This window comes from Coprococcus ammoniilyticus (genome assembly GCF_025567345.1).
Lineage (GTDB): Bacteria > Bacillota > Clostridia > Lachnospirales > Lachnospiraceae > Coprococcus > Coprococcus ammoniilyticus.
Genome location: NZ_JAOQJS010000005.1, coordinates 14,374 through 31,423, shown reverse-complemented (window position 1 = coordinate 31,423; position 17,050 = coordinate 14,374). Strand labels below are relative to the sequence as shown.

The window sequence follows — 17,050 nt, the reverse complement described above, 5'->3', positions numbered from 1 at the left end:
AGTAAAAAATGAAAAATTATGATAGTAAAATATCTTCTTTTATAGTACTAATTATTTGGAATTTTTTTTCGCGAATTAAATATGTACGTTGCTCATGTGTTTTGTTAATTAAGGCATCTTTTAGTAGTGAACGATATAATTCATTATTATCCAAATAATCATCTTCATAGGTATCGTCTTCTGCAAGTTGCATACGTATAAATTCTCTTTTGACGGAATGCATTTCAGTTTTTGTGAGTTTTATTGTATCTTCATTAAAAAATGTATGTGCATCTAAGATAAATATACGTGTTATATCCTTTGCATTATATAAGGCTATACCGGTACTGCGCATATTAAATTTTCGTATTTCTTTTTGAATTGTTTTACATAAATCATATTTGTAAGAATCGGCATAACCTATTTGGATGACTTTTTGTTCATCTAGTGCTAGGATAAAAATACCAAGTTTCTTTTGACATTCACTGAGATTGTAGATTTCTTTAAAATTATATTGTTCTGTTATTCTCGTTAATTCGGTATTGTATGTAGGAAAGTCTTTTTGACTTCTGTCATTAATTAAAGATTCAATATATTCTTTCCATGCGTGATATCCATTGAAGGTATTGTAATGTTCATTGTCTTTTAAATAGTTTGTAATATGGAAATATCTTATTTGCAAACACATATATGCTTTTATATTAAAATTGGGTGAACCATAAGAACCAAATTTTCGTCCAAAATGCTCGAAAGTTGCATATGTAGGAATATAATTTCCAAATTCTGTGGGAACAAAATAAAAATTATTTATGTCTATATCTTTAATTATATCAGAAGGAGTACCTTCTCGTTCGTTGTAAAAAGTACCATCTTTATAATATAAATTAATTTTCATGATATCATCTTTTGAAAGGGCTGATTCTATCAATGTTAGATTTGGGTTAAGAGAAGTGGTAGCCATATATAGTTTATCCTTTCTGAAAATATTTTTATTTTGTATGCGTATAAAATAGAAGCCTGGGAGAAATTTCTCCCAGACTTCTTTTTGGAATAGTTCTATTATAATTCAGAATAACCATAGCTGTTTACAATAGCTTCAATGCGGTTTCCGGCCTGACACATTGGACACTGATCATGAGGATAGGTCTTGTAATCAGGAAGATCCTTTTCGGTAAACAGTGCATGTACCGGATAGCCGTCAACCTCTGTTGCAACAGAGAAGATAGCAGAGATACCTGCGATAGAACCTCCATAGTATTTGATACATTCCAGGCTCTTTTTGATCGTTTTACCGGTTGTAGCAGATGCGATCAGAAGAAGCACATGCTTGCCTTCGATCATTGGCTGGAGGTTGTCACGGAAGATCAACTGGCCGGAGCTGTGAACCTCAGGTGTAACAACGTAGATGGATTTGTGCTGGTTCATGGAAGTGATACCGTTCTGACTTAAGGTTTCTGCCAGATAAGCACCGATCACTTCAGTTCCGTCCATGCAGACGATCGTGTCAACAATGGTTGATGCCATATATTCGGTTCCCATGGATTTGGCAGCGGCAGCAGCCATAGTGCCTCTGACCTTCAAGGTTGTCATATCGATATACTGGTTGATATGAGAATGGTTTGTAGCAAAGTGACCGTTCATCACTTTGATATATAACTGATTATTGTAAGAAGATGTTAATTTCATTGGTTCATGTTTCATATGTATGTACCACCCTTTCATTTAAATAACATATATAATTTATTATACAACCTCTAAAATAGTGTTAACGACCAGATCATTCTGTTCCGGATTCATGAAGCAGAAGCGGATATAAGAATTATCCAATCCTGTGATGTCGGCACAGCTTCTGATATACAATCCCTTACTCTGGCAATGTTCCACAACTGTCTGAGCAGTAATATCGGTCTTTAATAATTTAACCAGAATAAAATTTGCATCCGGCTTATAGAGCTTAATCGTCTTGCGGCTTGCCAGTGCAGAATAGACGAGATTCCGTTCCGTCTTCATCAGTGTCTGGGTCTTACTTATGTAGGAAGCATCCTTGAACATATCAATGCCGGCTGCCTCGGCAAGTGCGTTGATCGCATAAGGAAAACCGGCGATTGACATTGTCTTTTTAAAAACCGGATTAGATGTGATCGCATAGGCTAATCGAAGACCGGGTACTGCAAAGAATTTACTTGTGTTTCTGAGAACGTAGAGATTGTCATATTCCTTAACCAGCGGAATAGCGGTGCAATCATCCTTATCCTGAACGAAATCCATATACTCCTCATCAACGACCAGTGCAATATCATTTCCTGCGCAGATCTTTGCAATGAATTCCAGAGATTCGCGGTCGATAACCTGTGACGTTGTTCCATTTGGATTCGAGATAAATGCCATATCAATGGACTCATTTAACGTAGAGATGAAATCCGCAATATCCAGTTCATAATTTTCCTCTTCGGATAACTGATAATATGTGATATCACAGCCGTTCATTTTTAGGAGCTTCTCATAATTTTGTGCTCCCGGTGAAAGAAGGACAGCATGTTTTGGACTGTTGAATTCGATCAGGAGTTTGATAAATTCATATGAGCAGCTTCCGACAATGATATCGTCCGGATCCGCACCAGAATAGCCTGCAATACTGTCTTTTAATCTTGTATATGAGCCATCCGGGTAACGCTTCAGATCTTCGATACTGTTAAGAATGACATTTTTGACAGAATCCGGAACCCCGAGCGGATTCATGTTCAGGTCAAATCTTACAGATTCATTCTGGGAGAGCAGATTGCTCCCAGAAAGATGTGACGTACTTTTTCCCATAAAAAATTCCTCTTTTTCCATATATAATGTTTCAAAAAACTATTTATTTTGCTATAATCAAAATATATGTTTTTATATAATTATACCGATTCGGGGATTTAATTACAAGAAAAATACATGAGTTTTAATAAAATGATTACGAAAGCAAGGAGAACCAGATGAAAGGGATCGTAGAACAGTACGCCAGAGGAGAATTCAATGTAGAAAGACCGGATATTGATATTTCCATTGCAAAGCTGGAACTGGCTGTGGAAGCCGGCTCCATATTTCAGGGAACCTTTAAGGTGGTGTCAAAGAATGATGTACCGATCAAATTGATGGTATATGACAGCAGATACCTGTTCGATTTCAAGAGTCATACATTTGTAGGCAGACGGAATACGGTTGCCTTTTCTTTTGATGCCCGCGGAATCGAAGAAGGCAAGAGCTTTAAAGGACATATCAACATCATAACGGATGGTGGAGAATATAAGATCCCGTACAGCGTAGAGGTTGTTCCGCCTTATGTTCTGGTAGAAGACAAACGGATCGAGGACCTGTTCCAGTTCGCGACCTTCGCAGAGGAGCACTGGGATGTAGCAGTTCAGATCTTTGACAGCCCGGAATTCGTGCGTACCTTTTTAGGGGATGACGCGATCATTAAGGGAGTCTATGAGAGCCTGAAGAAATCGTTATCCATCAATCAGGCAATGGAAGAATTCCTTGTATATACCCATAAGAAACGTGTGCTTACACTGACAGCAAAGCAGCGTGAGCTGTTGATCGAGATGCCGGATGAGCTGGTTCGTGCAACGATCTCCGTAAATAAGAACACCTGGGGTTATACCCATACCTATATTACATCAGACAGCGATTTCCTGATCCCGGAAGCAACCCGGATCACAGGTCAGGATTTCACTGGAAATAATTATGAGCTGAACTTCCTGATCGATCCGACGAAGATCCCGGAAGGGGTATCGGCAGGTTATATCCATTTTAATAATACCCTGCAGAATATCAGTGTAAAGGTCAGCATCAAGAAGCCGGAGGTTCAGAGAACCGAGCCGAAGAATCGTCATGTGAATTTCATGATCAAGAAAGGTCATGAGGCACTGGCAAAAGCATACATTGATTTCCGTACGGATAAGATGGCACTTGCTGATTACACGAAACGTTCGACAGAGGCACTGGAAACACTGGTCAAATACAGACCGGAGGATAACATCTATCGGCTGGGACTGCTTCATATGAAGCTGTTAGAGGGCAAGACAGAATATGTAAAACAGGAATTTGTCCGTATCGATGCAGATGCCGATCTGAACGAGGCAGGCAGCATGGAGAAGTGTTATTACAGTTATCTGAAATCACTTCTGACAAAGGATAAGGACATGATCGACAGCACGGCAAGACTTGTCCGCGGACGACTGGAACAGGAGAAGGACAAGCTGTTTTATTTCTGGCTGCTGTTATTTGTGGATTACAGTTATACAGAGGATAAATGGAACCTTTATGAGGATATCCGGAAATTATATAATGAGGGTGTAAACAGCCCGGTTATTTACTTTGAAATATGTGATATGTTCAATAAGCAGCCGCTTATGATGAAACGGATCGCACCGCTTGAGATCTCAGCTATCCGATGGGGTATGCGGCATGAATTTGTATCCGAAGATGTCATTATGGAATTCGTAAAGACGGCTGCAAGAATGAAGCTCTTTGATATTCACGCATTCAAGATGCTGGAGAATATCTATGCAGCAAAACATGACCGTATGACCTTGGATACGATATGTGAAATCCTTCTCAGATTTAAAAAATGTGATAAAGAGTATCATGTATATTATCAGGATGCGGCAAATGCAGGAATTAAATATGTTGGTTTGTATGAGGGCTTCTTAAAGAGCATGGATAAGAAGACGTATCAGCCGATACCGGAATCCATTCTCCGTTATTTCAATTACAAGAATACGTTAGATGATGAAGAGCTGGCATATCTCTATGCAAATGTCATAATGAATAAGGCACAGAATATGAATGTGTTCCATGAGTATATTCCGGCAATCGAGAACTTCATGGAGAAGAAGATCATTGACGGAGAAGTGAGTGATGATCTGACGGTTATCTATGAAGAATTTCTGGAGCCGGAGAGTGTGAAACCGGAATTTGCATCAAAGTTAATTAATATCATATTCAAGCAGAAGCTGACATGTCGGAATAAGAATATTGTATCAGTGGTTGTAACACATGAGGAACTGGAAAAGAGTGAACAGGTGGATGTGATTGACGGAGAAGCTTATGTAGAGATCGTGTCAGAATCCGCTATCATTACATTACTTGACAGTCGGGGCTGCAGATATATCAATACGGTACCATACCGGCTTGAGCCGGTTGTTGGAGAAGAAAATTATCTGGATATCTGTAAAGAGTATAATCCGAAGGATTACCGCCTGTTATTATTTGAGTATAACGATATAGACAGCTTCTCATATAAGGATGCATCCGAGATCAATCTGGCGCGTGATATCTCTAACTGCCCGAATATCAGTTATCTGATCCGGCAGAGAGCACTCCGCCATATGGTTGAGTATTATCATGAGAATTATGATGCGGACATTTTATATAAATATCTGTCGCGAATTGATCTGGATTATGTGGAAGTGGAGGACGCTTCCCGGATCATTACATATTACATTTCTTTACGGATGTATGAGCAGGCATTTAATGGAATCCATCGGTTTGGATATGTAGATGTGGATGTGGATGAACTGATACGGATCGCAGAATTCGGAATATCCGATAAGAGGTATGATGATGACAGGATATTATTATCTATCTGTGTGTATCTGTATCGGAGAGGATATGCGACACAGAAGGTTCTGGCATTCCTGATCAATAACTATAATGGCTCGTTAGAGGAAATGGCAGAGCTGTTTAAGGCAGTTAACACAAATTATCGTGATATTGATATGCTTGCAGAGAATATCTTGGCACAGATGATGTTTGCGGATGCTTATACAGAGGCAATCTTTGATATCTTTGCGCTTTATTACGCAGGCAGAAGCAGGGGCATGGTAGTCAAGGCATTTTTACGGTTCTGTGCATACCAGTATATTATCAAGGATCTGAAGATTCCTGCGGATATCATGGAATGTCTGTATAAAGAGGTGGCGAAGAAGAACATTACAGATGAGATTTCAGAGATGGCGCTGCTCTCTTATTTTGCAGGCTGCGGTGGACGGTTCTCGGCAGAACAGAAGGAATGGATCCGGAATACAGTTCGTCATTTTATAGACAGCAGTAAGATCCTGCCGCTCTTTAAAGAATTTGCATCCTTTGTAACGTTGCCGGATGATATGAAGTTTAAGACCTATCTGATCTTTAAGGGTGAGAGCGGCAGACAGATCTGGGTAAGCTACAGCTTCGGACAGGAAAGCAACAGTATGGCACATTACAAATCGGAGCGAATGAATGAGATCATACCGGGAATTTATATCAAGGAATTTGTTGTGTTCCACGGAGAGACGCTGTTATATTCCATTGATGGTGCGGAGAGCGGTAATTCATCCATCGTTGAGAGTGATATTTTAAAGAATACAACATGTCATAAGAAGAACAGTAATCGATTTGAGCTGATCAACAGTATGCTGATCAGTCAGGAGACAAGAAATGATCAGGAGCTGATCCAGGCGATGGATACCTATCTGAATAACACACATTTCTTTGAGGAGAATCTGATATTATTATAAGACAGCAGAAACAGGAGGAGATAACATGACGGAACATCCATTATATCTGGGATTGGATCTGAGTCCGGAGTATACACAGTTAAGTTATTATAAGCTGGATGAAGGAGTACCGGAATCAATCTGTCACAGTGATTCCAAAGATACATATCTGCTTCCAAATATTATGTTTTATACAGATAAATATAAAGACGGAACCGGAGCAAAGGATGAATCCGGTTGGAGTGTCGGAGCGGTGGCTGCAGGGAAACGGTTCAAGGAAGATGGCGTGGTGGTTGATCGTATTTACCAGAAGACGATCATCAACGAGGACACGGAGATCTATGGAACAAGTTATAAAGCAAAAGACCTTCTGGTCAAAATGCTGCTGCTTCATATCCGGGAATTTACAAAACAGTTTGAAAGCTATGAGATCAGGCGGCTGGTAGTAACGATCGCAGATGCCGATATTCATATCATTAAGGCAGTGCAGGAGTTACAGAGAGCGCTTCATTTAAGTGATGAACAGTTTGAGATCACAAGCCATATAGATAGTGGAATTTATTACATCTTTAATCAGCCGGAGTCGTTAAGAAATAACAGTGTGGTGTTGTTTGATTTTAACAGCAGCGGGCTTGATTATTACAGATTCGATATTACGCATAACAAATCACCGGAGATTGTGGATGTATTTCATCAAAACCTGAAAGACCGCTTGACATTTTCAGCGTTTAAGAAGGACGATGAGGAGCTGGATGAGCAGTTCGCAGTGATCTGTCAGGAGCTTCTGGCAGAGACTTATGTGTCCTCGGTGTTCCTGACCGGAATAGGCTTTGCGGATAACTGGCTGAAGGAGTCGGCGACGATCCTCTGTCAGGGAAGACGGGTATTTGTCGGTCAGAATATCTATACAAAGGGAGCCTGCTACCGGGCATTTGGCGATCGGCACAGCAAGGTACTTGATCGTTATCTGATCCGGTCGGAATATACAGTTGGCTTTGATATAGGTATCAGTTTAAATGATGACAGCAAGACATTTGTGCCGATCACCAGAGGAGGACAGGAATGGTTCCACACAAAGGGAAAATTATATATCTTTCCGGACGAATCAAATCAGGTGGAGCTGATCTATCGCAACATATTGACAGGAGATTATGATAAGGAGCATATCGAGATCCACGGACTGCCGAAGCGTCCGCCGAAGACGACTAAGATCTCACTGGAAGCGGAATTCTACAGTGCGGAAAAGGGAGCGGTTGTTATCAGGGATGAAGGATTTGGAACGATGTTCCCGACCACAAATAAGATATATAGGAAGGAATTTGACCTGAAATGGGAAAAATAATTGTATGTAATACAAAAACTGCACAGAATCCATATACGTTCCTGAATACCAAGGTATCTGTATATTCCTACGAGGAATTGTGTTACTATCTGTATAATAATATGGTGCTGGTTGGGGAAGAAGATGTGACGGCGAGCTTGTCGGCATGGATCAGAAGAGAACTTGATCTCACAGAGCTTGCGGATAAGATCGATACATTACTTGACAAGCATGCATTTGTTCAGGATATCATGGTGGAGATTCTTGTGTATGGCGGATATTACAGCAGTGAAGAAGTACGGCAGTTTATGGCGGAATGCCAGAAGCTTCGTACGTTAAAATCATACGAAGTCGAGAAGCTGCGGGCGGATGGATATCTGCGGTATAAGCATTATATAAAAGCGGGTGCGATCTATGATGAGGTCATCTGCTATCTGGAAAAAGAAAAACAGGAGGATGAATTCCTCGGAAATGTATATCATAATAAAGCAGTTGCTCTGGCCGGAAATCTTCAGCTTGATGAAGCAAAGAGCTATTTTATTAAGGCATATTCGTTAAATAAGAATGAGGAATCCATGATCGAATATTTCTGTGTGCTGGCAGTTACAGTGGATACTGCGACACTTGAAAAAGAGATTAAGAAACGAGGACTTCCTGCGAACTTTTTAGAGGATCTGATGAGTGAAGTCGGAGATTCTAAAGAAGATGTGCGGGAGCTTCCAATCTACAATAAAGTCCAGAAAGCGGTTTATAACCGACTTCATGGACATATTGAAGATTATGACAGGCGTATGGATACGATTCTGTCGGAATTAAAAGACGAATTCAGGGATCAGCTTGTCTGATAAATGAAAGGTAAAGTTGTGTATGAAGTATGATGTGATTATTATCGGTGCAGGACCGGGAGGAATCTTTGCGGCATATGAACTGATGAAGAAGAAACCGGAGTGTAAGATCGCTGTATTCGAAGAAGGATATACTTTAAAAAAGAGAAAATGTCCGATTGATGGCGATAAGATCAAGAATTGTATTAACTGTAAGCATTGCTCGATCATGTGTGGATTTGGCGGAGCAGGTGCATTCTCAGATGGAAAATACAATATCACAAATGATTTTGGTGGAACACTGTATGAATATATCGGTAAGCAGAAAGCTGTTGACCTGATGAAGTATGTAGATGAGATTAATATGGAAAATGGCGGCGATGGAACAAAGCTTTATTCAACCGCCGGAACGAAGTTCAAGAAGCTATGTCTTCAGAACAAGCTGAAGCTTTTAGATGCGTCGGTTCGCCATCTGGGAACTGATATCAACTATGTTGTTCTTCAGAATCTGTATGATCAGATGAAGGATCATATGGACTTTTATTTTGATACACCGGTTGATACAGTACAGGTCATTGATGGTGGTTATCGTATCATCTGTGATAAGGGTGAATTCGACTGTGAGAAATGTATCGTATCCGTTGGACGAAGCGGAAGCAAATGGATGGAAAAGGTATGTAAGGAGCTTGAGATTCCTACAAAATCCAACCGTGTCGATATCGGAGTCCGTGTGGAGCTTCCGGCAGTTATCTTCTCACATCTGACGGATGAATTATATGAAAGCAAGATTGTATATCGTACAGAGAAATTCGAAGATAATGTCAGAACCTTCTGTATGAATCCAAATGGAATTGTGGTAAATGAGAATACGAATGGTATCATCACTGTAAACGGACACAGCTATGAGGGTGATGAGAAGAAGACAGAGAATACAAACTTTGCACTTCTGGTTTCCAAGCATTTCTCAGAGCCATTTAAGGACAGTAACGGATATGGTGAAAGTATCGCAAGATTATCAAACATGCTAGGCGGTGGTGTCATTGTACAGCGGTTTGGCGACCTAGTCCGAGGCAGAAGAAGTACCGTGAAGCGTATTGAAGAAGGGCTGGTAACACCGACCTTAACGGCAACACCGGGTGATCTGAGTCTTGTCCTTCCAAAGCGTATCTTAGATGGAATCATGGAAATGATCTATGCACTGGATAAGGTAGCACCGGGAACAGCAAATGATGATACTCTGTTATATGGTGTGGAGGTTAAGTTCTACAACATGGAAGTGGAGTTGGATGAGAATCTGGAAAGCTGCCACAAGGGCTTATATGTGATCGGAGATGGCAGTGGCGTAACGCATTCGTTGTCCCATGCCTCCGCCAGTGGTATCTATGTAGCCCGTCACATCCTTGGCGAGTAATGGCATAATGATAAAAAGCCGAAGATTTTCAGACATCGGCTGCTATATAATACGAATCCCCTTGTAAAGGCTCATGATATTTTCTGCTCACTGCATATGCCTGATCCGTAAATGCTCCTGTGCCAACTCGCCCTTCGGGCTCAGACAGGCACCCGCATTTACTGGCAATGTGCAGTTCGCAACGAAAAATCATGAATGTCTTTATCAAGGGGATTGAATTATATAACAGCCGATGTTCTTAAGAAAATCTCCAGCTTTTTTTCACAGTATGACGCATTCTTCATATATAATATGAATCCCCCTATAATGACGTGCCAGATTGTCTATTCTCTGCACATGCCTGATTCGTAAATGCTCCTGTGCCAACTCGTCCTTCGGACTCAGATAGGCACCCGCATTTACGGATCGGGCAATATGCGGTGGGCAGAAAATATCATGAGTCTTTACATGCAAATGTGTATTATGTGGCAGGCTCTATCATGGAACAAGCGCCAGCTTTTCAATAATAAATCCTGCATTCTCCATATGATATTCGTTGCCACAGTAAGGGCAGTTGCGCTGGCGTACAGTATCGAAGCTTGCGCCACAGGCAGGGCAGTGGACGGAAGTAATGGAGAAACCGGGCGGTTCTATGTAGGCGGTATTTCTCCGGAGGGTGATGTCGATACAGTCGCCCCGACGGTTTATGGCGCCATCATGTTCACTGTAATTTATCCACCAGGTACGAAGATTCAGGCACAGCTCACTTCCCTCCATGTGGATATTATTGACAGTTAAAGCCTGCATGTAGGTCATCTCGATGATATCCTGAAAATATGGATCAAAAGAAGAACCACGATAGAAAGCAAGGTTTTCCGGGTGATCTGCCAGAACGGTCATGCGGATCAGGGCGATGATCTGGCCTTCAAATTTCTCAAAAGAAAAAACAGGATCATAAGGCGCAAATGCTCGTGAGATCTTTCCCTTTGCTGTCACATAAGACCAGAATGGAATACGTTTTCGACCGTCACGATTGAACTGCTTAATGATCAAAAGAACGGATGAAAGCATAAGTCCGGTGATGCCGCCGAAGATCAGTGTGACAAAATAGGACATGATCAGGCTGGCAGGAATCGGATTCTCCCGGTCTGAAAGAAAGGAAATAAAAGTAAATAGAAATACAACCAGCATAGTAATCCATATGGTGGAGCCTCGTTTGTTTACATTTTTCATGGAAGCATTATTTCGGATAAAATAGGTATTCGTGATACGTGGAAACAGATCCTTGACCTGAAATACGGTATTGCAATAAGGGCAGCCCTGTGTCAGAGCGGAAACCGGATTTACGGCACCGCAGTTCGGGCAGGTCATTGTCATATGATGAAGCTCGGCTTCATTTGGTGTGTGGACAACAGATTCATACATCGTATCATCGGAATCCCGGTCATATATGATGCCGGATGAATTCTCAAACCGCAGTCGTCTGATGATATGTTCATTCATCAGGTCAACGGTATACCATGCGGTGTTTCTTGAAAAATATGTGGTTCCGGGAGTCTCTTTGGCAGGTGCCGTGTAGTGGATCATGCGGATTCCTTTGCGACCCAGTCGTTCTCTTTGCAGACGGAGGGCGTAGGAGGTATCGCCGTCACAGCTCTTTGGCAGAAGTCCGGAATCATACCAGTGATTCAGTTCTATGGCAAAATCATCATAAATGCTTTTGTGTTTTTCCCATGCAGGTTTGTATTTCTTAAATGCGGTCACCTGTTTTATATAGCGTATCAGTAATATAACGGCAATTATGATCAGTACGATACCGATTCCAAGGAAAATAAATGCAATGTACGATATAAAACCATTTGTCCCCATATAGGAGAAGTGTATAATGGAATATAGAAGATGTCTAGCATAAAATAAGAAAGGACCAAAGCATGAAAAAGCAGGAAATGGCAAATACATCGTTAAAAGAGAATAGAACACATGGAACGGTGCAGTATCCGGTTGCTTTGTACGAATGGAACGGAGAAAATGAGTGGCATGTGGTTCCGCATTGGCATGAGGAAATGGAATGGATCTATTTTCAAAAAGGTGATTTCCCGGTATGGATAAATACAAAAGAGTATCAGGTTCATGCACCGGCATTTATGTGCATCCATCCGGAAGAACTGCATGCACTGATCCTGGAAAAGGATGGTATAGAAAGTGCGGTTGTGTTCCCTCTTGATATCCTGTGCTTTGAACGGTATGATGCGGCGGAGGCGAAGGTGCTTGGCCCACTTGCAGAAGGAAAGCTTCGGATGCCGGTTCTGTGCCAGAGCGGGGATGCGGCATTTGAGGAATTGAGTGCCTGTTATAAAGAGATTGAACAGGTGCTTAGGCAGATGAAAGAACATGATACGAAGAAAGTGCAGCATCTGGATTCTTCAATAACGCGTGAGAACGTGGCAGGAGAACCGAAACAGAATCTACAGAAAAATATGCTCTATTTGAATATCAAGGCAAAGATGTTAGAATTGATCGCAGTTGCATATAAGTATGACCTGTTTACAAGACAGGTCAGGGAAGACAGGGAAGAATCCGGAACGGTAGAGAATCTGAAGAAGGTGCTGCAGTATATCGGGGAGCATTACGGTTCACCGATCCGCTTGTCCGAACTGGCGGAGCTGGTCAATATGAATGAACAGTATTTTTGCCGATATTTTAAGAAGAATATCGGGAAGACGATCACAGAATATATCAATATGATCCGTGTGGAGAAAGCGGCAACGGCACTTGCAGAGACAGAGGATAAGATCATAGATATTGCATCTGCCTGTGGATTTGACAATATCGGATATTTTATCAGACGCTTTAAAAAGGAGAAGGACATGACACCTTCTGAATATCGCAAAAAGTCAAAATAGTACAATAAAATAGTCAATTTAAAGATAGAAAACCTCTATGTATTCCGTATACTGTAATTAAAGTGTAAAAAGAACGAGTATCTGTATCCGATGGTGGAACAGATACAGACAGTATAAAAGGAACACAGGAGGTTTTTATAATGAAAAGAAAATGGTGGCATGGTAAAGTAGCATATCAGATATATCCAAAGAGCTTTCAGGATACAAATGGAGATGGAATCGGTGATCTTCGTGGCGTGATCGATCATTTAGATTATCTGAAAAGTCTGGGAATCGATATTATCTGGTTATCTCCGATCTATCAGTCTCCATTTGTCGATCAGGGTTATGATATTTCAGATTATTATAAGATCGATGAGATCTTTGGAACGATGGAAGAATTCGATGAGCTGTTAGCAGAAGCGAAGAAGCGGGATATGTATATCATTATGGATCTTGTTATTAATCACTGTTCTGACCAGCATGAATGGTTCCAGAAAGCATTAAAAGATCCGGAGGGTAAATATGGCGATTATTTTTATTTCCGTAAGGGAAAAGACGGCAATCCGCCAAGCAATTACCGGTCTTATTTTGGTGGAAGCGCATGGGAGAAAGTAGAAGGAACGGACTATTATTATCTTCATATGTTTGCAAAGGAACAGCCGGATCTGAACTGGAACAATCCAGAGGTATTAAATGAATTATATACCATGATCAACTGGTGGCTGGATAAGGGCGTTGCAGGCTTCCGTATCGATGCGATCATCAATATCAAGAAAGATCTGAGTTTTCCGGATTATGAGCCGGACGGACCGGATGGCATGACAGGAATCTTCCGTATGGTTGAGGGCGTCGATGGCGTTGGTGAACTGTTAGAGGATTTGAAGAAGCATACATTTGAAAAGTACGATGCGTTTACAGTTGCTGAAGTATTCAATATGAAGAAGGATGAGTTGGAAGAATTTATCGGTGACGACGGACATTTTTCAACGATGTTTGATTTCTCAGCGCATGAGATGACCTTTGGCGATCATGGCTGGTACGATGCGAAGAAGGTCGGATTTGATGATCTGAAAAAGGTGATCTTCCATGCACAGAAGGAATGTGAAGATGTTGGCTTCCTTGCAAATATTATAGAGAATCACGACGAGCCGAGAGGTGCGAGCCGTTATCTGCCGGATTACCTTCAGAATGAAGACGGAATCAAATTACTGGGAACGATCAGTGTTATGCTGCGTGGTATTCCGTTTATTTATCAGGGACAGGAGATTGGTATGCGTAACTGTCATATGGCTTCGATCGATGATTACAATGATATTAGTACAAAGAATGAATATGCAGTTGCAATCGATGCTGGCTGCACGGTAGAAGAAGCGATGGAAGCCTGCTATGAGAACAGCAGGGATAATGCCAGAACACCAATGCAGTGGGATGATTCTGCACAGGCAGGATTTACAACCGGAACACCATGGCTCTTTGTAAATCCAAATTATAAAGAGATCAATGTAAAAGAACAGCTTGGCAGGGAAGATTCAGTATGGTACTATTACCAGAAGCTGATCGCACTTCGTAAGTCCGAGGACTACAAAGAAGTATTTACCTATGGCAAGGTCGTTCCAATGTTTGTGGAGAAGGATGGAATATTTGCATATGCAAGAAAGACGGAAGACCAGACCGTTTACATTATAACGAATTACAGTAGAGAAGATATCACGGTTGATCTGCTGACTACAAATGAGCAGCCGAAGCTTCATGTTTTGTTAGATAATAAGAATGACGTATGCTTAAATGGCAACCGTATACGGTTAAGCTCCGGGCAGGCAGTGATCCTGGGATAATGCTTTGAATAATTGATCAACATATAAAACCATTAAAATGATGGCGAAACAGTGCTTAAAAACCATCATTTTGATGGTTTTTATTAGTTACAAGGAAATTAATATATGATATTCTGTTAAAAAGTGGAAATAAATTAGGGGTATTATAATGGCATAGAAATGGGGTGCATATATGAGAAAGAATTACAGGAAAGGTATCGGCAGATGGCTGGCAGGAGTGCTGGTTATCAGCATGGCACTTGGACAGATAACAGGCTGTCAGGTGGCAGGTGGGGATAAGAATGGGGGAACAACCTCCGGGTATCTGACAGAAGAAAATACTGACAGGGCAGATGGCTCACAGACGACAACCGAAGAACCGACCAGAGAGGAAGAGTGGAAATCGATCGTCTCGGGGGAATGCTACAAGCAGGCAAAGGTATCCGGATATACGAATCTGTATCAACTGGATATGAAAGTAGAGGAAGATAATATTTACATCAATAAGATGTTTGCTTTTGGGGATGCACTTGGAATCCAGTATGGCGTAGGAGAAGATGGTTATCTGGCACTATATGATCTGGCGGAACTCAGGCAGAAAGTGGTTGTAAGCTGCCCGAAGAATACATATGCGTCAGATGTATTTTCAAATGGAACCGATGAGGTGGTTCTCTATGATAAAGGCAATAAAGAGCTGATCCGGTATGGAGCATTGTTGGATCAGGAGACTGTTATGCCGATCGAAAAGGGGACACCGGACAGTTATCTGATGTCAAAGGATCTTACCGGTTTCTTCTATACAAATGCAGAGGATGGACAGATCTATGAATATGATCTGCGGTCGGGGGAAGAGTCAGAGGTGTGTCCGGCATATTCAGGAGAAGGAAAAGATATAACGCTGCTAGGATATGCGGAAGAACCGGAGTATCTGGTGGTGTCGGCATATGATAATACGGCAGAACGTGTGGACGTCAGATGTTATAGTGTGACCGGTGAAGATATAAAAGAAACCGGTGATTATGATATCGTGCAATTTGAAGGAAGTGGGGATAAGTACTACGCATCGGTATATGCGGATGGTCAGGTCTATCAGGTGTATGGAGAAACTTCCGGGGAAGAACCGGGAATTTTGTTCCCGGATAATACAGGTGATTTTCAGGTTGGCTGCGATGTAGAACATGGTCTGGCTATGTATGGCAGTGCCAGCCAGTCGCAGGAGACGAATACACAGAAGCTGCAGTTCCGGATCTATAATGTGGATACCGGTAAATGTGAAAGCAGACTTGCAGTAACATTTCCGTTTGATGAAACAAATTATATTTATATCGATCAAGGTACTTATATAGATACATACAACTTCTTTGCATTTTCAACGAGCGGACTCACACCGGAAGTATACATATGGGATCTGAACGATGCGCGCAGCATTTCCGGTGATTCCAGAGTCTACCGTTATCCATGGAGTTATCTGGATCATCCGTCCGATGAGTTGAAGCAGGAGCTGCGGCAGCAGGCAAAGGATATCGGAGATCAAAATGGTGTAGAGGTACATATATTTGATGAAGTGACGGAGTGCAGCAAGGATATCTACCGGTATGAGGCATCAGACAATGCACTTCTGACCGCGCAGTCACTGGAAGTCCTGAAGAATGAGTTGAAGAAATATCCGGATCGGATGTTGAAAAATCTGGATGATGGATATGGAAGCATATTAAAGATCTATCTGGCAGGTGCGATCATAGGAACAGATGAAACAGCACTTACAACAGCTGCCGGAGTTCAGAATACTCTGGAGAATGACACATTTCTGGTTATTGATATCAATGATCAGTCCTCCTATATCAGCACGATCCACCACGAGATCTTCCATGCGATCGAGAACCATATGAATTACACCGGCTGTTGGTTTGATGAAGGAATTTGGTCGGAGTGCAACCCGGATGGATTCGATTATGATTACGATTATATTGCAAATGAAAATAGCTATGACAATACCTATGTTGCATTTTCATCCGGTGATGCGTCAGAGATTGCATTTATTGACACCTACTCAAAAAGCTTTCCAAATGAAGACCGTGCGAGAGTATTTGAATATGCCATGACGGATCAGCAGAATGATAATGGATTCTTTAGCTATGAAAGAATACGGAAAAAGTTAAAGGTGATATCGGATCAGATGAGTGCATGTTTCCCAGAGGATGATGGAGCGACACTTATGCCGTGGGAAAGAGTATTGATGTATGAAAAATAGCAAGATTACGTTTAAAACCGCTTGACACTGGAAAGACTTCTGTTGTACTATGAGATTTAGTTTAACAG

11 protein-coding genes are annotated in these 17,050 nt (G+C 41.4%); 7 read left to right on the top strand and 4 right to left on the bottom strand.

From position 1 onward, the window contains the following. Window positions 1-16 precede the first annotated feature (16 nt). From OCV60_RS08445 to OCV60_RS08435, 3 genes are all read right to left on the bottom strand, one after another. Window positions 17-940 carry a hypothetical protein gene (locus tag OCV60_RS08445; RefSeq protein WP_117822055.1) on the bottom strand — a complete coding sequence of 308 codons (924 nt, stop codon included), beginning with the start codon at window positions 938-940 and terminating at the stop codon, window positions 17-19. A gap of 98 nt (window positions 941-1,038) precedes the next feature. After that, entirely contained in the window at window positions 1,039-1,680 is a 642-nt protein-coding gene (locus OCV60_RS08440) for a phosphoribosyltransferase (protein ID WP_117785850.1), read from the bottom strand. A gap of 42 nt (window positions 1,681-1,722) precedes the next feature. Then, window positions 1,723-2,793 (bottom strand): pyridoxal phosphate-dependent aminotransferase, encoded by a 1,071-nt coding sequence (locus OCV60_RS08435; protein WP_262530026.1) that lies wholly within the window; start codon window positions 2,791-2,793, stop codon window positions 1,723-1,725. 158 nt (window positions 2,794-2,951) lie between these two features. On the opposite strand from OCV60_RS08435, the gene OCV60_RS08430 reads away from it, so the two are divergent. From OCV60_RS08430 to OCV60_RS08415, 4 genes are read left to right on the top strand one after another with little or no spacing between them, the layout of a single operon-like run. Next, complete coding sequence (locus OCV60_RS08430; RefSeq protein WP_262530025.1) at window positions 2,952-6,518, top strand: DUF5717 family protein; 3,567 nt, start codon at window positions 2,952-2,954, stop codon at window positions 6,516-6,518. 25 nt (window positions 6,519-6,543) lie between these two features. Further along, window positions 6,544-7,839, top strand: coding sequence for a DUF5716 family protein (locus OCV60_RS08425; RefSeq protein ID WP_118675292.1), 1,296 nt, complete (start codon window positions 6,544-6,546; stop codon window positions 7,837-7,839). Then, window positions 7,827-8,663, top strand: coding sequence for a hypothetical protein (locus tag OCV60_RS08420; protein ID WP_118675293.1), 837 nt, complete (start codon window positions 7,827-7,829; stop codon window positions 8,661-8,663). The genes OCV60_RS08425 and OCV60_RS08420 overlap by 13 nt, the downstream gene beginning before the upstream one ends. Window positions 8,664-8,685: 22 nt before the next feature. Next, on the top strand, window positions 8,686-10,053 hold the full coding sequence (locus tag OCV60_RS08415; RefSeq protein WP_118675294.1) for an NAD(P)/FAD-dependent oxidoreductase: 1,368 nt from the start codon (window positions 8,686-8,688) through the stop codon (window positions 10,051-10,053). Window positions 10,054-10,530: 477 nt separating this feature from the next. Here the strand turns inward: OCV60_RS08415 and OCV60_RS08410 are convergent, their stop codons facing one another. Next, window positions 10,531-11,901: a zinc ribbon domain-containing protein gene (locus OCV60_RS08410; RefSeq protein ID WP_262530024.1), complete on the bottom strand. Its 1,371-nt coding sequence runs from the start codon at window positions 11,899-11,901 to the stop codon at window positions 10,531-10,533. Between the two features lie 62 nt (window positions 11,902-11,963). On the opposite strand from OCV60_RS08410, the gene OCV60_RS08405 reads away from it, so the two are divergent. The 3 genes from OCV60_RS08405 (at window position 11,964) to OCV60_RS08395 (ending at window position 16,982) form a co-directional block, all read left to right on the top strand. Next, window positions 11,964-12,935 carry an AraC family transcriptional regulator gene (locus tag OCV60_RS08405; protein WP_117785857.1) on the top strand — a complete coding sequence of 324 codons (972 nt, stop codon included), beginning with the start codon at window positions 11,964-11,966 and terminating at the stop codon, window positions 12,933-12,935. Window positions 12,936-13,075: 140 nt separating this feature from the next. After that, window positions 13,076-14,752, top strand: a complete 1,677-nt coding sequence (locus OCV60_RS08400) for a glycoside hydrolase family 13 protein (protein WP_117785858.1) — start codon at window positions 13,076-13,078, stop codon at window positions 14,750-14,752. Between the two features lie 172 nt (window positions 14,753-14,924). Beyond that, window positions 14,925-16,982 carry a hypothetical protein gene (locus tag OCV60_RS08395; protein WP_117785859.1) on the top strand — a complete coding sequence of 686 codons (2,058 nt, stop codon included), beginning with the start codon at window positions 14,925-14,927 and terminating at the stop codon, window positions 16,980-16,982. Window positions 16,983-17,050: the final 68 nt, after the last annotated feature.